Raw genomic sequence first — 19,975 nt, 5'->3', positions numbered from 1 at the left:
AACCACCATTCCGATGGTTTAGGCAGCGATCTGGTTTTCCAGGTGGCGAGATCGGGATGTTGGTTGTGGAGACAGTTGTGCGGATCAGGCGCGAGCATGCGGGCGGCAAGGGGATCCGTGAGATTGCGCGGGATTTGCGGCTGTCGCGCAAGGTTGTGCGCAAGGCGATCAATGCGCCTGAAGGAGCGTTTGACTATCACCGCACGGTTCAGCCTCGGCCGCGGCTCGGCCCGTTTCAGGAACGGCTCGATATACTGCTGAGCGAGAACGAGGCGCGGCATCGGCGCGACCGCCTTCGGATGACGCGGATCCACGATTTGCTGCGTCGGGAAGGTTTTGAGGGCTCGTATGATGCGGTGCGCCGCTACGCACGGCATTGGGCGGATGCCCGCCGCAAAGATCCTGGCGGTGATATGTCTGCCTTCATTCCGCTGCTGTTCAAGCCCGGCGAGGCGTACCAGTTCGACTGGAGCCACGAGGACGTGGAGATCGCCGGCAAGCCGATGCGTGTGAAGGTGGCGCATATGCGGCTGTGCGCGTCGCGGGCGGTCTATGTCCGGGCCTATCCGCGCGAGACGCAAGAGATGGTGTTCGACGCGCATGCCCGTGCATTTGCGTTCTTTGGCGGGGTGCCGCTGCGGGGCATCTACGACAACATGAAGACCGCGGTGACGACGGTGTTCGTCGGCAAGGAGCGGGTGTTCAACCGCCGGTTTCTGATCATGGCCGATCATTACATGGTCGAGCCCACGGCTTGTTCGCCAGCGGCCGGGTGGGAGAAAGGTCAGGTCGAGAACCAGGTCCAGACGATCCGTGGTCGCTTTTTCCAGCCCCGGCTGAAGTTTGCCAGCGTTGAGGAACTGAACGGGTGGCTCGAGGCCGAGTGCCTGCGCTGGGCGGCGATGCACCCACACCCCGAGCAAAAGGACATGACCGTTGCGCAGGTGCTGGAGGCTGAGCGGCCCGCGCTGCAGCCGATGCTGGCGCCGTTCGACGGCTTCCACGAGACCACCCATGCGGTTACCGGCACCTGCCTGATCAGCTTTGACCGCAACCGCTATTCGGTCATGGCCAAGGCGGCGCGGTGCGCGGTCCAAGTGCGCGCCTATGCTGACCGAATCGTCGTGCGGATGGGGGACGAGGTTGTCGCCGAACACACGCGCCACTTCGGGCGCGACCGCACGATTTACGACCCCTGGCACTATCTGCCGGTGCTGGTGCACAAGCCGGGCGCACTGCGTAATGGCGCGCCATTCCAGGACTGGGTTCTGCCGCCTGCGCTGGCGCGATTGCGACGCAAGCTGGGCAGCAGCGACGAAGCCGATCGCCGGTTTGTGCGGGTTCTGGCCGCCATATCCACCGATGGACTGGACGCGGTAGAGGCCGCGATCAACGAAGCATTCGATACCGGCGCTGCCAGCGACGAAGTGATCCTCAACATCCTGGCGCGCCGCCGCGAACCACCACCGGATCAGCCGCTGAGTGTCGTGGTCGATCTCAAGCTCAAGCATCCGCCCCGCGCCGATTGCGCGATCTATGACACGTTGAAGGGTGAAGCGGTGCGAGGCCACAATGCAGCGGCATGAGATGATCGATGCGATGCGGGCTCTGGGTCTCAAGGGCATGGCGGGGGCCTTCGACGAGGCGGTGACCACCGGCATCCAACGCCAGCGCACCACGCCAGAGATCCTCACCGATCTGTTGCGCGCCGAAGCCGCGCATCGTCATGCCGCCTCGATCCGCTACCGCATGAGCGCCGCCAAGCTGCCGGTGATCAAGGACCTCGATGCCTTCGTGTTCGACGGCACACCGATCAACGAGGACCTGGTCCGCGCGTTGCACGCCGGATCATTCCTGCCCGGCAGGCGCAACATCGTGCTGGTCGGCGGCACCGGAACCGGCAAGACGCACCTCGCCATCGCCATTGCCGCCAACGTGGTTCGCGCCGGCGCGCGTGGCCGCTACTTCAACACCGTCGATCTGGTCACCCGGCTCGAGGATGAAGCGCGCATCGGCAAGGCCGGCGCTCTCGCTGCCCAGTTGAGCCGCATCGAACTCGTCGTACTCGATGAACTGGGTTACCTGCCGTTCGCCCGTTCCGGCGGCCAGCTCTTGTTCCACCTGATGAGCAAGCTTTACGAAACGACCTCGGTGATCATCACCACCAACCTGGCATTCGGCGAGTGGCCCACGGTGTTCGGTGACCCCAAAATGACCACCGCGCTGCTCGACCGCACCACACATCATTGCGATATCATCGAGACCGGCAACGACAGCTGGCGCTTCAAACACCGCAACTGACCCGGCCCCAAACCCCGACAAAAATTTGCTTCGCGCTGGCGCTGCCTCCGGTCGGGCTACGCCCTCCCTACGCCAGCGCCAGCGCGAAATCCGCGCCCCATATCAACGCCACGCCATCGCGACAGGTGGTACCCTTTTGCACGCCGATAGTGGGTCCCGTTTGGACGCCGATTGACAGAGAGTCTGCGCAAGCGCGGGATTGAATTACGCTCGCTGAGCGAGACGATCGACACGACCACAAGCGCGGGCCGGCTGACATTCAACCTATTCGGAGCACTGGCCGAGTTCGAGCGCGACGTTATCCGCGATCGGACGAAAGCCGGCCTCGAGGCGGCACGTGCCCGAGGAAGAAAGGGTGGGCGGCCACGCAAGCTTACGGACAAGGATTTGGTAGTTGCGCGGGCGATGCTATCAGCCGATCCGCCGGTGTCATTCGCGGAAACCGCGCGACGACTCAAGGTCAGCCCGGCCACGCTCTACGGATATTTCCCGGTAAACCAGCGGCCAAGTCCGAACGGGGTCTATGCCGATCCGGAGCTGCCCTTGGAAGCGCCGGCGGCGTAATCGGCACGCGCTTTTTCGGCCATCGCCTCGACTTGTACCGCCAGTTCGGGCGGCAACCATATCTCGATGCGCCGCCAGCCTGTCGGAACCTCTTGGGCCGCAGCGCGGAAGCGCTGCACGATCCCATGCACGCGCTGCCTCGTCATACCGTATCGGTTCGCGGCTTCGGAGGTCTTCATACCGTCCACCAAGACCGCACGGGCGATCTCGACGGTATCGAGCGCGAGCCGTCCCACCAACGGACGCAGCGCGTCGAACTCCTCTGCTGTCATGCTTGAACCGCTCGCCATTCGTATCCCTTGCTCACTCTCGATTATGTCAAGAGATGTAAACGAAGCATACGCCATTGTTGACGAGATGACAGCCTTGGCTCACGCCCCTTCGCGCCATAGCCTCCTAAAATCGGCTGTTTGATTCTTCGGACCGGGTGTAGCCGAGGCCACACCCGGCAGACGGTTAGGCCCGCAGGCGGCGCAGTTCATCAGCCAACACCCACAAGGCGCGGTTGAGTTTCACATTCTGGTCGATCCCGTTGACGGGGCGGGTGCGCGTCGCACGACCGCGTGGCGTCCGACCGATCAGGCCGCCCTTGGTCAGGTTCTCCTGAACCCGGTTGAAGGTGGTCCAGAGGTCGGAACCGCGATCCTCGATCCGGCGCGGCGTCAAAAGCTGGGCGTCGCTGATCGGAGCGGGGGCTTCCTCGGCATCGTATTTGAGGGCCAGCGCCGCACGGGCGAATGCGCCCTGCTCACCATCGGTCAGGCGTAGTGCCTGCATTCCCTCGCGCTGCTCGTTCGCGGCCTCGAAGCTGTCGAGGACCGTGAAGGCGCCTTCGATGACCTGGCCGATCACATCCCCCTTATGCGGGACACGGAAGTCGGCGAGGGTGTCGCCGCAAACCATACCGTTCTGACAAACGAACCGAAACATGCCGGCGAGCATCTGATAGCTGCTGCTGCCATCGTGGCTATTGAGAAGGATGATTTCGTTGGCCTCTCGGCCGATGATTTGGTCCGCATGACGCAACCGGATCATGTGCTTGGTGTGTTCACGCTTGGACTCGTTCCGAACACGGGTCTGAACAACCATGAAGGGCTCAAACCCTTCTTTGCGTAACCCCCGCAGCACATCGATGGTGGGAATATAGGTGTAGCGCTCCGAACGGCTGCCATGAGGTTCAACGGCAAAGATCGACGGCGCGACGCGCGCGATCTCGTCATCAGCGAGGGGGCGAGCAGAACGGAGGGCGGGACTGCGCGAAGCGAAGCGGCTGGAAAGCTGCATATGACGAACTCCTGCATGAGTTAGCCGATTAGGTGCGGTTGCCGCCGCATCTGAACCGGATCGGTTCCTCAAACCGACGAGAGGACAATAGCTTAGCAGAATGAAATTGTCAATAGATGTAAAGGCTACATGTAGTTTTATTTACTCCGGTAGCATTCGATCGGCGCGCGTGCTCGCTCAGAAGGCGAAGGCGACTTGCCCGGTCTTGCGTTCGGTGAAGGTTGCCGCTTCGCCGGCTGCGTATCGATCGCGGCCCGCCTCGGTCCACGTTAGAAATCCGGCGCGATCGTGCTTGAACCATCCCGCCTCGATGCCAAGGATGCGCCCCCATGCACGGGACTCGACGTCTAAGGCCCCAGCCGAATTGATCGGCCAATGTTCCTTGCCGCTCTCCTGCCGGCAGATGTTTGGAGCGGAGAAGCTGTGCAGGATCGCAGCACGGTCGCCGGGCTCGACGCTGCCGATCGCGCGCATAATCTGACGCGCCTCGGTGATGCTGATATAACCGCAACGGGCCTCGGCATCGTGCGGAGAGAAGTCGAGGCCATAGACGACGGCGCCGGCGATATCGTAGTCAGTGGTGAACCGCCTGGTTTCCAACAGCTCCCGCCATTTTCCTGCGCTGATGAGGTCGACGGCGTGCCACCATAGGGCCGTCCGTTGCTTGCTGTAGCCATAGGCGTTCGGGGCGCCATTCGGGTCCAGCGCCGCGCCCAGCTCGGCCGCGACGAGTTGGACGAAAGGGTGTTCGCCTAGCAGAGGGTGCATAAGGCCGATGCGTCGTCCTTTACCGCGAGCCTCGCTTACCTCGATCGGGAACCGGAACAGCCGCGACGGGAGATTCCACGGGGCTGGTAGCGCCATGTTGTGAGGCACGGTCAGGCTGCGATTGAGATCAAGAACGAAGTCGCTCGGGGCAAAGCCTTTGTCGATCAGCAATCCACCAAGCGCATCATGCGCGACATTCGTCATTGTTGCGTCCTTCCTTGGCTGCACGGGTGCAGGCCCCGCCTGCAACCCTGCCTCGTGGCGAACAGCGGGGGGCGAGGGGGGCAAGGGCGAGCTGGTCGGGTGGTGCGGGCGCAGGGAGCGAAGCGACTGAGCCACGGCCGACCTGGTCGCCCTTGCTGGGGGGAGGGGGTCGGAACCCCCTTCCCCCACCCCGGCGCGTCTGCGCCGGCATCGATCTGGGCGAGATCCGCGCAGCGGTTCTCGCCCGCGCCAGTCGGATCGTCACCGTTAGGCCGAGACCGCTTGCGGGCTCGGGGAGCGAAGCGACTAGAGCCGCGGTGCCGCGCAGCGGCAGGCGCCCATAGGGGTTGAACTATGCGTCTATGTGCTATAGTATTTAGTGCTATAGGATGACGCTGTGCGGATTTTCAAGACCAAATGGGTGTCGCGGTTTGTCCGGCGCGAGCGGATCAACGACGCGAGTTTGAAAGAAGCCATCGAAAGGGCCGAGCGCGGAATCATCGACGCCGATCTGGGTGGTGGCCTCATCAAGCAACGGGTCGCTCGACCAGGCCAAGGCCGATCAGGCGGGTTTCGTATGATCGTGGCCTATCGAACGGAGAACCGGGCGTTCTTTCTCTACGGCTTTGCCAAGAACGAACGTGAGAACATCGACGACGACGAATTGCAGACCCTTAGAGACATTGCCGCCGACTTGCTGACCCAGGGCGATCACGTCCTCGATGAAGCCGTACGTGATGGCAAACTACAGGAGGTTGAGAATGGCGAAGAAGCTTAGCAATCTGACCACGGCCCTGCTGGAAACGGCGGAGGACCTGCATGGTGCCGGACTGTTGGGCGATGGCACTTATGAGAAGATCACCGCCCGCCACCTGGGATCGAATACACTGGCCACGGCTGCGCCGATCAGCCCGGAAGAAATCCGCAGCGTGCGTGAAGGAGCGCATCTTAGCCAAGCGGCGCTTGCCAAATATCTGAATCTAACGACTGGTTACGTCTCACAGCTCGAACGCGGCACCAAGCAGGCCAAAGGGCCAGCGCTGGCGTTGCTGAACGTCATCCGCCGGAAGGGCATCGAAGCACTGCTGTGAGCGTCGAAATTCCAATAGCATCGGCAACTTCATAGCCGGAACGCCAACGCGACCAACTACTTTCTGTAATAATCCGTTGCTATCTTGATCTCAACAGATAGCAACCTATACGGCACCAGCCGCAGAATTTTCTGCCGGCCGATGCTCCGGACAGAATTTTGACCACTGTCCGGAGCATCGTTTCATATATCTAGCAGATTAACACCTTCGATCCAGCCGATTTACTCTGTGCTTGATCGTGCGGACGTTCGCCTAAAACGTCGAGTATCCGGCCGAGTGACGCTCTCGTCCAAAGCTTCAATCTATCGCAGGCTGAAGGAGCGAGGTTGACCAAGGATGCTTCGTAGACTGCTCGCAACTCAGCGAGCTTCTGATGAGCTTGCGCTCGAGGATCGCTCGCGTGGCACATCGGCCGCATCCCCGAAGGCCCGTGTCCGCGGTACGCCCCCGCAAACGAGCCTCGATCCACGCAGTCGGGGAGTTGGAAAGCCGAACATGGACGGCTCCTGGACCTTTAGCACCGAGGCGCCTGGACATGCGTCACAGGCTCCCCGACCCGCAGGATCAAGGATTGCGGTGCCCAAGCCGGCGGGCACCAAACCGCCATGTTAGGGGTTTCCACACCCCGGGGCGGCGCGTACCGCCCCTGCGTGAAGATTAAATCGCGGTGGACCCAAAATCCAGAACCAGCCGTCCAGACGGTGAAAGGCGAGGTCGATTGTTACGCCCGTTGGCGGCTGAGGAAGGTTGAAACAACCTTGCACGGTGCAAGCCTTGGCTCCTCACGCGATGGGTCTGTAAATTCGCCACGATATTCGCTATATTTGGATGGTTCCGGTTCCTGCATGAATCGGCACGACTATCGAGGCCCGAAGGGTTGCCGCCCTTCGGGCCTTTTTGTGTTTGAACTATCGCATGACAACAAAGGTCTGATTGCACCCTGCTCTGCGAACCGCGGCAACCGTTATTGGGTGCGGAGAAATGCCCTCCCCATCACCGACGAACTAGAAAATATCTCCTCTGCCGGGGCATCAAGGCTTCATGAGAAATTCACCATTACGTCACATTCGCAATAAAGCATTCAGAATAATACACAATCATAGCTCAAAGACAATTCCTTCTCCGCGCCCGTTCCTTTTTGGCATTCACACCTCCAGTGACTGGATTTTTTCGAATCCCGGTCTTTGAAATTGAAGTATCACAGGATAGGCTTGAGCTTGGCCATAGGCCGGAAGCGGGGTTCTTACGCAGGCTGGCTCTGTTGCAAAGATTGGCGGCAGTCAGAGGTAGGCTGTCGCTCTGCGCCGATCAGGCGGCTGCTGCGAAATGGTGGTTGAGCATGCCCATGGCCTCCGTCAGCGCCGAGGGCCCAATGCCAAAAGCTCTCTCCACAAGGCGCACCTCGCCCCTGATGCCGGGCTGCAGGCACCAGGGGCGAGCCTGTCCTTTGCGCAGGGCTCGCATGACTTCGAATCCCTTGATCGTGGCATAGGCCGTGGGGATCGATTTGAAACCGCGCACCGGCTTGATCAGTATCTTGAGCTTTCCGTGATCGGCCTCGATCACGTTATTGAGATACTTCACCTGCCGGTGGGCCGTCTCCCGGTCCAGCTTTCCTTCGCGCTTCAATTCGGTGATCGCTGCACCATAGCTCGGCGCTTTGTCGGTATTGAGCGTGGCAGGCTTTTCCCAGTGCTTCAGGCCTCGCAGGGCCTTGCCCAGGAACCGCTTCGCTGCCTTGGCGCTGCGGGTCGGCGACAGGTAGAAATCGATCGTGTCGCCCCGCTTGTCGACTGCCCGGTACAGGTAGGTCCACTTGCCCCGCACCTTGACGTAGGTTTCATCCAGGCGCCAGCTCGGATCAAAGCCACGCCGCCAGAACCAGCGCAGCCGCTTCTCCATCTCCGGGGCGTAGCACTGGACCCAGCGATAGATCGTCGTATGGTCGACCGAAATGCCGCGTTCCGCCAGCATTTCCTCAAGGTCGCGATAGCTGATCGGATAGCGACAATACCAGCGCACCGCCCACAGGATCACATCACCCTGGAAATGGCGCCACTTGAAATCCGTCATCGTTCCGTCCGTCCAATCTCCGCCAAGCATGCTCAAGCTTCACGATTTTTGCAACAGAGCCACAATATCTATGATGATCTTGCTTCCGGCGGTCGTGATGATCGCCCTGGCTTGACTGCCTGCCTCAAGTCATTGCGTGACGGCGATGTGCTGGTGGTCTGGAAGCTCGATCGCCTCGGACGATCGCTTGCCCATCTGGTCAACACGGTGAAGGAGCTGTCAGACCGCAAGATCGGCCTGCGGGTTCTGACTGGAAAGGGCGCTCAGATCGACACCACGACTGCGTCCGGTCGCATGGTGTTCGGAATCTTCGCCACCTTGGCCGAGTTCGAGCGGGATCTGATCCGAGAGCGCACCATGGCGGGTCTCGCCTCCGCGAGAGCGCGCGGTCGCAAGGGCGGACGAAAATTCGCGCTCACCAAAGCTCAGGTGCGTCTCGCGCAAGCCGCCATGGCCCAGCGCGATACTTCAGTTTCCGATCTCTGCAAGGAACTCGGCATCGAGCGCGTCACTCTCTACCGATATGTCGGTCCCAAAGGCGAGCTCAGAGACCATGGAAAGCATGTTCTCGGACTTACGTAGCAACTCGTTTCTTTTCGCAGGTTGAGCCACCTCCGCGCTTCATCAGAAAACTGAAGGAACCTCCATTGAATCGAACTAATATTTTTTTTGGTGAATCGCATTCTGACTGGTTGCCTGTCAGAGGCGGAGAATCTGGTGATTTTGTTTTTCGACGTGGTGACGGGCATGCCTTCGCGAAAATCGCACCTGCTTCCCGCCGCGGTGAGCTCGCTGGAGAGCGTGACCGCCTCATTTGGCTCAAAGGTCGAGGTGTGGCTTGCCCCGAGGTGATCAACTGGCAGGAGGAACAGGAGGGTGCATGCTTGGTGATAACGGCAATTCCGGGAGTACCGGCGGCTGATCTGTCTGGAGCGGATTTGCTCAAAGCGTGGCCGTCAATGGGGCAGCAACTTGGCGCTGTTCACAGCCTATCGGTTGATCAATGTCCGTTTGAGCGCAGGCTGTCGCGAATGTTCGGACGCGCCGTTGATGTGGTGTCCCGCAATGCCGTCAATCCCGACTTCTTACCGGACGAGGACAAGAGTACGCCGCAGCTCGATCTTTTGGCTCGTGTCGAACGAGAGCTACCGGTGCGGCTCGACCAAGAGCGCACCGATATGGTTGTTTGCCATGGTGATCCCTGCATGCCGAACTTCATGGTGGACCCTAAAACTCTTCAATGCACGGGTCTGATCGACCTTGGGCGGCTCGGAACAGCAGATCGCTATGCCGATTTGGCACTCATGATTGCTAACGCCGAAGAGAACTGGGCAGCGCCAGATGAAGCAGAGCGCGCCTTCGCTGTCCTATTCAATGTATTGGGGATCGAAGCCCCCGACCGCGAACGCCTTGCCTTCTATCTGCGATTGGACCCTCTGACTTGGGGTTGATGTTCATGCCGCCTGTTTTTCCTGCTCATTGGCACGTTTCGCAACCTGTTCTCATTGCGGACACCTTTTCCAGCCTCGTTTGGAAAGTTTCATTGCCAGACGGGACTCCTGCAATCGTCAAGGGATTGAAACCTATAGAAGACATTGCTGATGAACTGCGCGGGGCCGACTATCTGGTATGGCGCAATGGGAGGGGAGCAGTCCGGTTGCTCGGTCGTGAGAACAATCTGATGTTGCTCGAATATGCCGGGGAGCGAATGCTCTCTCACATCGTTGCCGAGCACGGCGACTACCAGGCGACCGAAATTGCAGCGGAACTAATGGCGAAGCTGTATGCCGCATCTGAGGAACCCCTGCCTTCTGCCCTTCTCCCGATCCGGGATCGCTTTGCAGCTTTGTTTCAGCGGGCGCGCGATGATCAAAACGCAGGTTGTCAAACTGACTACGTCCACGCGGCGATTATAGCCGATCAAATGATGAGCAATGCCTCGGAACTGCGTGGGCTACATGGCGATCTGCATCATGAAAACATCATGTTCTCCAGTCGCGGCTGGCTGGTGATAGATCCCGTCGGTCTGGTCGGTGAAGTGGGCTTTGGCGCCGCCAATATGTTCTACGATCCGGCTGACAGAGACGACCTTTGTCTCGATCCTAGACGCATTGCACAGATGGCGGACGCATTCTCTCGTGCGCTGGACGTCGATCCGCGTCGCCTGCTCGACCAGGCGTACGCTTATGGGTGCCTTTCCGCAGCTTGGAACGCGGATGGAGAAGAGGAGCAACGCGATCTAGCTATCGCGGCCGCGATCAAGCAGGTGCGACAGACGTCATACTAGATATCAAGCGACTTCTCCTATCCCCTGGGAACACATCAATCTTACCGGAGAATATCGTTGGCCAAAGCCTTAGCGTAGGATTTCGCCCTCTCCCGCAAACGACCCCGCTTGGGGCTGAATAACATCTACCATGAACATTTGGATGCTGAAGCGATTGTCCGGAAAGCTGTAGAAGATAAGGCGGACTCTCCTGAAGTTGTTGCTCTTTTTAGCAACCAATACGCTCATATCGAATCCGCTCTGAACGATAGCGGGCTCCCGGAGATCATCCCGAACATTATCCGCAGTGCTGTGAGTCGAGATCTCTATAACGAGGCTGGCGAGTTCGTTGATATAACCCCGTGGCTGAGCTCATCCGTGAGCGAATTCATGAGGCGCCCCCTTAAAAACCGCATCAATTTTTCTGTCATCCCATCTCCATGGCTTAGCCCCGAAGACAACCGCATGGTCCAGGCACCCGAGACAATCTGGAAGTCGGTTTCTGATGAAGCATTCCATGGAGTAGAGCGAGTTATTAAAAAGCTTTTCGAAGATCCCGAATTCTTATCCACTCTAAAGCAGTTGGTCTTTGAAGGGCGCTTCGATTCCGTACCTGAAGAAGTTACAGGCCCAGCTTTGCTTTGGATTTACAGAATGCCCAGCGTTCGATTAACCCTGGAGAAGATGGTTGAAGCCTGGCTGTTGAAGCAAGAGTTCTGGAACGATCCTCTCGAAATGCTGTTTGAACCAAGGCCAATCGAACCTATCCTATCGCTCAACTCTTCATTGCGGGCAGCAGAGCGCCACAATGCCGTTATCCAGGTCTCCGAATCACTGAGGATTAATCGGGTGAGCTTTGGTAAAGGTGTTCTTGAAGACATGTATGAGGACCAAGAGGTTGAGCACACCTGCTTTATAGAGGACGTGAGTAGGGCAGATTACGAAGCCGAGCTCAAGATACAGTGGGAGGAAGCCTGGGAGGCTCATTCAAAACCCTTGCTTGCGGAGTTTGAGGAGAGCATTCCTGAGCGTCGGGAGGAGTACCGCCAGTGGGTTACGGAGGAAGGTATAGCATGGAGTAAGGATCAAGAGGAATCGGATTTAAAAGAGCAGCGTGACGAACTGGTAAATGAGCTGAAAGAGGGGTTTGGTGAAGAGTGGATGGCAGAGAGGTATGGCGCTCCGATCTTATATCCATTCGGTCTGCACTATGTCATCGTTGATACCTGTGGGAGAAAGCATACCCTCGGTGGAGTCTACCTCAATAATGAAAACGAATTCCCCATTGATGGATATTTTGAATTCTTCGATGTGGTTTCTGACGAAATGACCTCTTTCTATTATGCCCTTTGCGAGTGTGAAGAGACCTTAACCGTTCCGATTGATGCAGCGTTTCTTGTAGAGAGTCTTTACTACGAGTCAGTCGAAGAGTTGCGGGAGATGCTTCAAGCCCTTTCTGATACGTTCACGAATCGAGGTGATGGCAAAGTTATCGTCTTGGAGAAGGACGGGATTCGCGACGTTGCCCCGGGTGGGCAGGCAAAAAGTTGCAAGAAGCTCAGGGAGGTCTATAACGCCCGGGTGCACGAATTTATGAGTGAGGCGAGTGCTTTGGGATTTAAAGTGGGGGTGCTCAGCGAACGTTAAACAGGTGGAGAATGCTCCAGAAAGCCTGGGAGCGTGTTCAACCGATATAACGATGGACGTGGATGCTTGGCAGGAAAGGCGTTGGATCAATCCGCCGATCCTTTCTCTCTTTGCGCTCAACTCTCTCTTCTAGGCGAACTGCACTGGGCAGCTTGATAGCGGGAGCCCAGTCGGGGGTTTGAGACGTCACATAAAAAGGCATAACGCTACGGAGCTTCATGTGCCGCCGGCGCCCGGTATTGGGATCCTTCGGGAACGAAACGTTGGCCAGAATGCGCATGTTCGAGGTCTCGAAGACGTAGGCCAGTGGTTCCGATCGGGGAACACGGCGTAACGCATCAAGCTGCACCTGGATGTGCATCTGCGTGGTGTCGAACTCCTCGAGTAGCTCCATGCATTCTTCAACACTGCGCTTACCCACATCGATCTTCTGCTCAATGGATAGGCGTACACTCTCCGGTCGCTCTCCACTGAGGCCTTTCACCGGCCGTTTGATCTTGTAGTAATGAATGCGGGTAAGGCCGGCGGCAGCCTTTATGGACTCGAGCGAATATTTTGGATGCCCTTTGAGGTCATCAAGGACAGCAATCAGATCGGCCTTGGTTCGGTTAAGGTATTCAAATGAGGTCTGGGTTTTGGTGGAAACCACGATGACGCCGAAAGCATGGTTTGAACGCTTGGGATCATCGCCTTCCTCTCGCTCACAGTCAGTGTAAAGCTGAGATGCCAATTCGTGCGGGTTCGCCGGTTCCCCATCTTCATCAAGTGCCATGCCCTGATAACCGGCCCTTTCATCGTCGACAAGATTTTTGCGAACGGCACCCCGAGCCATCTGGTATTCACGCCAGGCAGCTTGCAACGGTTCAATCAGTTCGCTGGGAACGCCTTCGGAAGTCTTGTCGGACATGGGTAAGCACCATTAGAGTACACCTTGCAAGGTTACCTCTGCGGAGATCAGTTTTCAAGTCAATGTGTGCTGTTGTGGCGGGTAGGCCGCAGGCGTCCCAGATTAGAGACGCTTGTTGTGATTGATATGCAGGTTCACCAGGCCTTCCTTTCCTTCAAGAACCTGGATAATGCGCAAGGGGTTGAGCGGTACCGGGATGCCGTTTTCGAAATAGGTCAGCTGGTACCGGGATGGGTGATAGAACGAGTTTTTCTCGCTTTGAATCAGTTTGAGATGGCTGTGCAGAGCCTGGATGTCCTTCTGAAGCGCTTTGCCTTCCTCAGTGTCTGGCGGACAGAGTTCTTCGACTTTGGCTCGCAAGTTGGCCAGACGCTCCGTAATTGAAAAGTCCTGTTGGTTCTTCCACAGAAACAGCTCTTTGGCGAGGGAGTGCTTGTTCTCCTGATAACTGGAAATGATATAAAGAAGGTGTTGGGTCAAGTCTTCGTAATCAGCACACGTATCCAGATCCGGGGACCACGTTGCCTGAGCCAATTCCAGAAAGAATCGTTTGGCATCCGTCAGCGACAGCTCTCTGGTCCGATTGGAACCCGGCCTCGCCACATCATAGGGCATCTCACTCATAACCCGTCCGTGAATTCAGTGTTGTAGAAAAACAAATCGACATGCGAATTATGATAAAACAAAAACATCTCACAGGCAATCTGCGGCAACGTCTCAGTGTTATTGTGCCCTGGCTGTACGGCAATCATTCACGAGAACTTCCAGTTCATTCTGGTTGCGCAGGGGAAAGGTGGGAAGGTTGATGCCGGAGGCCGGCGCCACCAGCAATCGACCATAGCCCAGCAGGCGCCCCAGCAGAGTCTCGCTGGTCCCGGTGCTTTCAATGTCCGAATGGTCAAGCTTTGAGAGCTGGCGGGCAATACCTTGCTGAACGATCACGCAATGGTTGGTCACCATCAAGTAGCTGGTGTAATAGGTAATCCCGCGCATCGTGGCCAGGCCGAGCATCTGCAGAGCGAGTAGGCCGAAGAAAAAGACAATCAGCCCGGTAATGAAATTTCGAGATCCGCCGGAGACCGCCTCAAAGATTACGTATCCGCAGACGATCGTGATCGATAGATAGAAGAGGCAGGCAATCAGAACAATCGGGTGGGGTCGTGTCAGCCAGAGCCGTTTGGCGCCTTTTTCGTAGGGCTCAAGCAGTGGTGGGGTTTTCAATGTTCCTCCGAACCGGTTTTGCCGGGAGTTAGCGATAGCTCTTAGTAATTTGCGGTGTCAGCGACGGAGGGTAACGTTGCCAGAGTGTGAAGCCGGAAATCCAGTCTCGTCAGGATATCCCGGTAAACATCCGGCCACCGCTGGGCGTTGAGCCCGGTCTCCTGGCCCTGGTTGTACAATTTACGAAGCCGGCGAAAACCGATCAGACTCTCATACCGGTATTCGCACCAGGTATTGGTGCCTGGGAAGGCCCTGTAAAATAGCCAGCCTGATTTCTTAATGGCTTCAAATCGCTTGTTGGGTGTGAGGGCCAGTAAGATTTGCGGAGGCTGAATCGCGGGAAGGTCAACTCCATCGCGTATGGTTGCGCACCGGTGAAACTGGTCCATGGTAATGTCGAGTAACCAGCAGGTGCCGTCGCGCAGTTGAGCCAGGTTGCAGACGTGGCCACCAAGATCACCTTTTGCGGCATCGCGCTCGAAACAATCAAGGTAGCGAGGCGGTTGGCCGGTGGCGGCCCAGCGAACACCGCCGGACCAGAACGTGTTTGTAATGCCCTGACGGGTCAGAAGAGCGCGGGTGAGGGCGGCCCGGTACACACAACTGCGACCGTGAATGGCACTCAGGCGTGGGTCATCCCGATATTCCTCAAGCACCTGGTTGATGCTCGAGGCGATGGTCATAATGACGTCCAACTCGTGCGCACTCACTATCCATGTGCCTCCGCAGGTTGCGGCTCGCCGGGGTTGGCAACCATCAAGGCATAGTCCGGGTTCCGAACCGGCAGGCCAATCAGGTGATGGCCGTTCGGGTCATCGATCCTTAGCAACCCGTAGTTTAGCCGATTGCCCAGCCAGGAGTAGCGAAGGTCATGAACGTGGCAGCTGGTTCGGGGGTAGGCCCGGACGATGCCGGCGGCGCCGGAGAGCGTGGCGATGTACTGATCGGAAATCATCAGGACGCTGTGCCGGTAATGGACAATGTGCCGCAGGCCGGTGGTCAGCGCGTCCACCGCCAGGGCGCCGGCGCCGACGCAAAACAGCGTCTTGAGCCCGGACATAAAGACGGTGTTTTGATCGGTGAAGGCGGTGGCCACGGCGAACACGCCAAGGGCGACACCCCAGAGACTGAACCCCAGTCCGCGGGCCAGCTCGATCGGGTGCGGCCGGGCCAGCAGTCTCGGGGTTCCATTTTTGGGAAAAGGTTCCAATTGCACCGGTGTTTGCACCAGCCGCTCCTGTTGTCTTGAAGTTAAAGTTATCTTATCGCCAACCTCACACCAATACAACTGACCTGGCGCCCCGCGCCGCCCACCACGGTCGAGCCGCACTCTCCCCTTATAATTTACCCCCCAACCAGCACCGGTGCGCCCCGTTCCCCAGCCGGCGAAGCCGTTGCCTTACCGAAAGTGGGGCAGGGCCCGCGCCGCGCCGCGCAAAAATAATTTAGTGTTGACTAACATACGGTGCCGATGTTGTAGGCAGGTTCGAATCACCAGAGAAAACGAAGGTAAGTTGCCACCAAATTTCTCAGGACGAAAGGACCCCTCCTGGTTATCGGTTTGGACTCTCAACTGGCAGGCTGGCGTGAGATCGGCGTTCGCTCTGGTTGGGGGGTAAATTATTGCTTGATGCTTGACCGTGTGTTCTAATTGTTCTCATAGATATGGCGGTCGGCCGGTAGTGAGGTGGTCATTTTCACGGTGAAAACCGGGGCCGGGAACTGGTATTGAGTCGACCTTTTGGTATTGGACCGGCGCGGCCGGGGAGGATGAACATGGTCAGATCACTGCGGATTTTGTGGCTCACATTGGCCGGCGCCGGCGTGCTGGGTGCGCTGCTGGGGTTTTCCGATGGCTACGTGCTGATCGTGTTCGCATTCATCGGCGCGATCGCCGATGCCATGCCGATTCCGGATTCACCGAGCTCGCAGGCCCTGAATGAAAAAGGGCCGTCCGCACACCCTTAACCCCTGAACGGCCACCCGGATTTACGAACGAATCGCATGACAAGGAATCGCTACATGATGAAGAAAACACGACTGACCGCCGCTTTGTGTCTCGGCTCGCTAGCTCTCGCCGGGTGCTCAAGCACACCGACTGCCACCGGCACCACTGGCCTTGCCGACCATGACCAGGCACCCATCTACGGGTACCTGACACAGGCCGGCCAAGGCTACGAGTTCACCCGCTTCACTCTGGATCGCGACGATATCCGATCTGACCTACCGTGGGTAAGGCTCAATGACTTTGATCCGATGTGGAACACCAACGCACCTGAGTCCTGCGGCGAATCCGCCACGATGCGTCCCAGCTGGTGTGAGCAGGACAATCCGGCCCTGTTCATGGAAGCGGAAGTTGATGGCAGCGCTCTGGGCGGCACGGCCGCCGTTGCCACCCTGACCATGGGCCTGTCGCTGCTCGGCGGGTTGCCGATGGAGCCGACCTTCCAGGAAGGTGATTTTCAGGATGCCGTGGACGATGCCAAGGGCAAGATTCCGAATTTCGATGCGACCATGCGCCAGATCCAGCAGAAACTGAACGTCTCAGAGTCTCAGGCGTTCAAGGATTACCAGGCGCAGCCAATGCCCAAAGTGAAGCTTAATGCGATTGACCAGATGCCGCGGCTCAACAATGGCGAAAGCCTGCTCGATGCCCTGAGCGACGTCTACGTCAGCAGCTTTCCGGAAGTGACCGTCAAAGCCAAACCGGCGACGGCCGTACTGGGGAATCTCGGCGAATTCCAGTCACTCAAGCAGCTGCACGATCGCTTGCCGTCCCCGGGCGAAGCCATCTTTACCTACAGCGCCGAATGCGACTTCACCAACAGTATCTTGCGGATGGATTTCAATTGCCCAAGCGACATACCGGCTCATTTGGATGAAGTCACCGTGGATTTCTTCGTCATGGGCGCCAGGGTGCCAGAAAGCACGTTCCCGGTAATCGAGAAGAAAATCGGCCTTGGCCTGACCCTGAAACACGACCCGACCAACCTGAACCCCTGGGTGATTCACAACCACAGTGAACTCCCCGCCGCACTGCAGTCCATGACCGTTAAGCTGGGCTATCGGGAAGCTACGATCGATTTGCGGTCACAAGGGGTTGTTATGCCTGGGCAGGAGACTGAATTTGAGATCGATCAGGGCAGTTACGACAAGATCCTCAGAGGTTTGCGCTACTCGGAAATGAACAATGACAAGCGGGTTCCGTGGACGGTCATTGTCCGGTTCATTCCCCAAGGCTTCAACGAGTACCAGTTAGCGGTATTCGAAGGATCCAACACAACGAAGGAACTGGTTGAGCAGGCAGTAGCGGTTCACAAGATGAAAAGAGTCAACGCCAGCAAGACTCTGAATGCACGTCTGAGTTCGAAGTGATGCTGCAGCGGGTGGCAGCCCCACCCGCACCAATCTAAAATCACACCCCCACAAGACAGCGAGAGAAAGACCCATGAAAATACGGTATGTCCTGCTTATGATTGCAGGTCTCCTCTTAACCGGTTGTCTTGACAGTCAATCCAAGCAACCCAGTGAAGAATTCATCAGCCAGGCTCTGCAGGTGAACGCCCCATCTGCGTTGGAAGTACTTCGCTGGAAGCCCGGCGAGGAAGTATCTGAGCAAAGCTTCTTGAAGACTGTTCAATGGCGAGCCGGGAAGGGCAGTCTGAAAAGTCAGGATCTCTATGTTGTCGAACTGTATGGCACCCTGGAGTTCACCATGGACTACGGGGAATATGTGTTCACCAAGGAAGGGGAAGAAGGGGAGAACGCATACTGGGCTCGCCGGTCCTTTGGCAAATTCAGCAAAGGCGACGTTATCCAAAAAACGGGAACGCTCGAATTCCGCCGGCATAACGATGGCTGGCAAGTCGGACTAGCGGGGGCATTTGAACAGAAACTTACGGTTTCGCCCTCGCGGATCCACCTCAAACCGTAAATTCCTGTGCAAAATCACTCTGGTCGTTTTACCTCTGAATAATCCCCTTCAAATATGCATTCGAAAATCGAAGGAACTTCGGTTTCGATACTTCCAAGGAGATTGCCTGGCCTGGACGCGACTGTTGAGCCAGCATAGTGCTCAGCAATAGGTAAATGCCCAGTGTCCGGTACCGGCATCCACCCAATGATGGCAACACCCTCAGGAATGTTGAACCATTCGCCATCCGCAGCGTAAACATCCGCAATGCCGCTGTTACCACGTCCTGGCCAGTGCCCCAGATACAAGGCAATGACAACCTCCATATCCTCCGGCATTTCTTCTTTGCAATTAATCCACATATTGATTACTCGTCACTTTCGAGGGTTCTTCCACCATCAACTTTTAGCAGCTTCGATGTATTTGTAGAGTGTGGGCTTTGAAATCCCCATCATTTCGCAGATCTGATCCACGGTGTGTTTCTTTTCATCGTAAAGCTTCACGGCCAAGGCCTGCTTATCTTTGTTGAGCGACTTAGGTCTACCGCCTTTTCGTCCTCGCGCTCGCGCTGCCTGGAGTCCCGCCTGTGTGCGCTCACGGATCAGGTTCCGTTCAAATTCGGCCAGCGCTCCGAATATATGGAAAATTAGCTTTCCGGAGCTGGATGAGGTGTCGATGGCTTCTTGGAGGCTCTTCAAGCCGATTCCCTTGGATTCAAGCAATGTCACCATCTCAATCAGGTCTTTGAGTGACCGGCTCAGGCGGTCCAGTCGCCAGACCACTATGGTGTCACCCGCTCTAGCGTACTGCAAAGCTTGGTGTAGCCCTGGGCGTTCCGCTTTGGCACCGCTGAGTTGATCCTCGAAGATTTGCTCACACCCAGCCTGATCGAGGGCGTCTCGTTGCAGGTTGAGGTTTTGATCGTCAGTCGATACTCGTGCATAACCAACCAGCATGTGCTTTTCACTCTCCAGGCAAACTTTACAGATTTGGGGGTTCTTCCGCCGGGCCAAAAAAGTTGGCGGTTATCGCAGCTACCCGGTCATCGCTCGAAAAAAGTTAATTTACTCGTAATTCTAGGCTGTATATTAACATTGAAATATTAACCGAGTATATTAACTTGGGATATACTGCAAATCCGTTGTCTTTTGTCATTTTCAGAAGGTGACTGCACGGAATATCAAGAGTCGGCTGCACAGTCTTTTCTGATCTGTGGTCGTCTCAGAAAACGGAAAATAAAGCACGCTAAGCTGTGGAAGCCCCTGCCAAGCTCGTTCCACCTTGCAACGACGCAATCAGCGGACACGAAACATTCCCCTGCCGCGAATGGCAGGCGCACACCAGGTCAGACAGCACAGCCTCCATGCGCGCCAAATCGGCCATCTTCTCGCGCACGTCTTGGAGCTTGTGCTCGGCCAGGCTGCTGGCCTCCTCGCAGTGGGTGCCATCGTCGAGCCGCAGCAACTCGGCGATTTCATCCAGGCTGAAGCCCAACCGCTGGGCCGATTTCACGAATCGCACCCGTGTCACGTCCGCCGCGCCATAGCGGCGAATGCTGCCATAGGGCTTGTCCGGCTCGGGCAACAAGCCCTTGCGCTGATAGAACCGGATGGTCTCCACGTTGACGCCGGCTGCCTTGGCAAAAACGCCAATGGTCAGGTTCTCCAAATTATTTTCCATACCGCTTGACTCCGTACATGAGTACGGAAGTAAGGTTACGCTATCCAATTCAAATT

24 protein-coding genes are annotated in these 19,975 nt (G+C 57.3%); 12 read left to right on the top strand and 12 right to left on the bottom strand.

The genetic code is table 11. The features are described from left to right. Positions 1-56: 56 nt before the first annotated feature. The 3 genes from istA (at position 57) to AC5JQH_RS21800 (ending at position 2,865) form a co-directional block, all read left to right on the top strand. Positions 57-1,586: an IS21 family transposase gene (gene istA, locus AC5JQH_RS21810; RefSeq protein ID WP_028657747.1), complete on the top strand. Its 1,530-nt coding sequence runs from the start codon at positions 57-59 to the stop codon at positions 1,584-1,586. After that, positions 1,573-2,301: an IS21-like element helper ATPase IstB gene (gene istB / locus AC5JQH_RS21805; protein WP_028657746.1), complete on the top strand. Its 729-nt coding sequence runs from the start codon at positions 1,573-1,575 to the stop codon at positions 2,299-2,301. Before istA ends, istB begins: the two co-directional genes overlap by 14 nt. Positions 2,302-2,472: 171 nt before the next feature. After that, a complete protein-coding gene (locus tag AC5JQH_RS21800) occupies positions 2,473-2,865 on the top strand; it encodes a recombinase family protein (RefSeq protein ID WP_411246027.1) in 393 nt (130 codons plus the stop codon). Here AC5JQH_RS21800 and AC5JQH_RS21795 read toward each other — a convergent pair. From AC5JQH_RS21795 to AC5JQH_RS21785, 3 genes are all read right to left on the bottom strand, one after another. Beyond that, positions 2,823-3,137, bottom strand: a complete 315-nt coding sequence (locus AC5JQH_RS21795) for a TrfB-related DNA-binding protein (RefSeq protein ID WP_063812564.1) — start codon at positions 3,135-3,137, stop codon at positions 2,823-2,825. The two genes, AC5JQH_RS21800 and AC5JQH_RS21795, sit on opposite strands and share 43 nt — an antisense overlap. A 184-nt stretch (positions 3,138-3,321) precedes the next feature. After that, positions 3,322-4,149: a DUF932 domain-containing protein gene (locus AC5JQH_RS21790; RefSeq protein WP_060733919.1), complete on the bottom strand. Its 828-nt coding sequence runs from the start codon at positions 4,147-4,149 to the stop codon at positions 3,322-3,324. 177 nt (positions 4,150-4,326) lie between these two features. Beyond that, positions 4,327-5,121, bottom strand: a complete 795-nt coding sequence (locus AC5JQH_RS21785; protein WP_060734065.1) for a hypothetical protein — start codon at positions 5,119-5,121, stop codon at positions 4,327-4,329. A gap of 397 nt (positions 5,122-5,518) precedes the next feature. Between AC5JQH_RS21785 and AC5JQH_RS21780 the strand changes: the two genes are divergently transcribed. Beyond that, positions 5,519-5,899, top strand: a complete 381-nt coding sequence (locus tag AC5JQH_RS21780) for a type II toxin-antitoxin system RelE/ParE family toxin (RefSeq protein ID WP_060733920.1) — start codon at positions 5,519-5,521, stop codon at positions 5,897-5,899. Continuing rightward, positions 5,883-6,212 (top strand): helix-turn-helix domain-containing protein, encoded by a 330-nt coding sequence (locus AC5JQH_RS21775; RefSeq protein WP_060733921.1) that lies wholly within the window; start codon positions 5,883-5,885, stop codon positions 6,210-6,212. The genes AC5JQH_RS21780 and AC5JQH_RS21775 overlap by 17 nt, the downstream gene beginning before the upstream one ends. Before the next feature lie 1,308 nt (positions 6,213-7,520). Here AC5JQH_RS21775 and AC5JQH_RS21770 read toward each other — a convergent pair. After that, positions 7,521-8,285: an IS6-like element IS6100 family transposase gene (locus AC5JQH_RS21770; RefSeq protein WP_001389365.1), complete on the bottom strand. Its 765-nt coding sequence runs from the start codon at positions 8,283-8,285 to the stop codon at positions 7,521-7,523. 48 nt (positions 8,286-8,333) lie between these two features. Between AC5JQH_RS21770 and AC5JQH_RS21765 the strand changes: the two genes are divergently transcribed. The 4 genes from AC5JQH_RS21765 to AC5JQH_RS21750 all read left to right on the top strand — a co-directional run bounded on the left by AC5JQH_RS21765 (position 8,334) and on the right by AC5JQH_RS21750 (position 12,198). Next, the gene (locus AC5JQH_RS21765; RefSeq protein WP_080338127.1) at positions 8,334-8,867 is read left to right on the top strand and encodes a recombinase family protein; all 534 of its coding nucleotides are present in this window, start codon (positions 8,334-8,336) and stop codon (positions 8,865-8,867) included. A 65-nt stretch (positions 8,868-8,932) separates the two neighbouring features. Beyond that, the gene (gene aph(3'')-Ib, locus AC5JQH_RS21760; protein WP_001082319.1) at positions 8,933-9,736 is read left to right on the top strand and encodes an aminoglycoside O-phosphotransferase APH(3'')-Ib; all 804 of its coding nucleotides are present in this window, start codon (positions 8,933-8,935) and stop codon (positions 9,734-9,736) included. Continuing rightward, the gene (locus AC5JQH_RS21755) at positions 9,736-10,572 is read left to right on the top strand and encodes an aminoglycoside O-phosphotransferase APH(6)-Id (protein ID WP_000480968.1); all 837 of its coding nucleotides are present in this window, start codon (positions 9,736-9,738) and stop codon (positions 10,570-10,572) included. Before aph(3'')-Ib ends, AC5JQH_RS21755 begins: the two co-directional genes overlap by 1 nt. Before the next feature lie 108 nt (positions 10,573-10,680). Beyond that, positions 10,681-12,198 (top strand): hypothetical protein, encoded by a 1,518-nt coding sequence (locus AC5JQH_RS21750; RefSeq protein ID WP_493806019.1) that lies wholly within the window; start codon positions 10,681-10,683, stop codon positions 12,196-12,198. A 37-nt stretch (positions 12,199-12,235) separates the two neighbouring features. On the opposite strand, the gene AC5JQH_RS21745 is transcribed toward AC5JQH_RS21750, so the two are convergent. From AC5JQH_RS21745 to AC5JQH_RS21725, 5 genes are all read right to left on the bottom strand, one after another. Continuing rightward, a complete protein-coding gene (locus AC5JQH_RS21745; RefSeq protein WP_136630998.1) occupies positions 12,236-13,105 on the bottom strand; it encodes a hypothetical protein in 870 nt (289 codons plus the stop codon). Positions 13,106-13,207: 102 nt separating this feature from the next. Next, entirely contained in the window at positions 13,208-13,729 is a 522-nt protein-coding gene (locus tag AC5JQH_RS21740; RefSeq protein WP_136630999.1) for a hypothetical protein, read from the bottom strand. A 99-nt stretch (positions 13,730-13,828) separates the two neighbouring features. Beyond that, positions 13,829-14,326, bottom strand: a complete 498-nt coding sequence (locus AC5JQH_RS21735) for a PH domain-containing protein (protein WP_482901629.1) — start codon at positions 14,324-14,326, stop codon at positions 13,829-13,831. A gap of 41 nt (positions 14,327-14,367) precedes the next feature. After that, positions 14,368-15,009, bottom strand: a complete 642-nt coding sequence (locus AC5JQH_RS21730; RefSeq protein ID WP_493806018.1) for a hypothetical protein — start codon at positions 15,007-15,009, stop codon at positions 14,368-14,370. 26 nt (positions 15,010-15,035) lie between these two features. Beyond that, positions 15,036-15,554: a hypothetical protein gene (locus AC5JQH_RS21725; protein WP_493806017.1), complete on the bottom strand. Its 519-nt coding sequence runs from the start codon at positions 15,552-15,554 to the stop codon at positions 15,036-15,038. A 548-nt stretch (positions 15,555-16,102) separates the two neighbouring features. Between AC5JQH_RS21725 and AC5JQH_RS21720 the strand changes: the two genes are divergently transcribed. From AC5JQH_RS21720 to AC5JQH_RS21710, 3 genes are all read left to right on the top strand, one after another. Next, a complete protein-coding gene (locus AC5JQH_RS21720; protein WP_136631003.1) occupies positions 16,103-16,294 on the top strand; it encodes a hypothetical protein in 192 nt (63 codons plus the stop codon). Between the two features lie 54 nt (positions 16,295-16,348). Next, positions 16,349-17,701: a hypothetical protein gene (locus AC5JQH_RS21715; protein WP_482901632.1), complete on the top strand. Its 1,353-nt coding sequence runs from the start codon at positions 16,349-16,351 to the stop codon at positions 17,699-17,701. Between the two features lie 97 nt (positions 17,702-17,798). Further along, positions 17,799-18,260 (top strand): hypothetical protein, encoded by a 462-nt coding sequence (locus AC5JQH_RS21710; RefSeq protein WP_493806016.1) that lies wholly within the window; start codon positions 17,799-17,801, stop codon positions 18,258-18,260. 14 nt (positions 18,261-18,274) lie between these two features. Here AC5JQH_RS21710 and AC5JQH_RS21705 read toward each other — a convergent pair whose 3' ends face one another. The 3 genes from AC5JQH_RS21705 to merR form a co-directional block, all read right to left on the bottom strand. After that, positions 18,275-18,601, bottom strand: coding sequence for a DUF551 domain-containing protein (locus AC5JQH_RS21705; RefSeq protein ID WP_405417569.1), 327 nt, complete (start codon positions 18,599-18,601; stop codon positions 18,275-18,277). A 36-nt stretch (positions 18,602-18,637) separates the two neighbouring features. Further along, positions 18,638-19,195, bottom strand: coding sequence for a recombinase family protein (locus AC5JQH_RS21700; protein ID WP_405417566.1), 558 nt, complete (start codon positions 19,193-19,195; stop codon positions 18,638-18,640). Positions 19,196-19,484: 289 nt separating this feature from the next. Continuing rightward, positions 19,485-19,919, bottom strand: coding sequence for a mercury resistance transcriptional regulator MerR (merR, locus tag AC5JQH_RS21695; protein WP_010981353.1), 435 nt, complete (start codon positions 19,917-19,919; stop codon positions 19,485-19,487). Positions 19,920-19,975: the final 56 nt, after the last annotated feature.

It is taken from the genome of Marinobacter sp. H13, from assembly GCF_059072335.1.
Note: the sequence above shows the minus strand (reverse complement) of the source record. Positions and strands in the feature narration are given on the sequence as shown.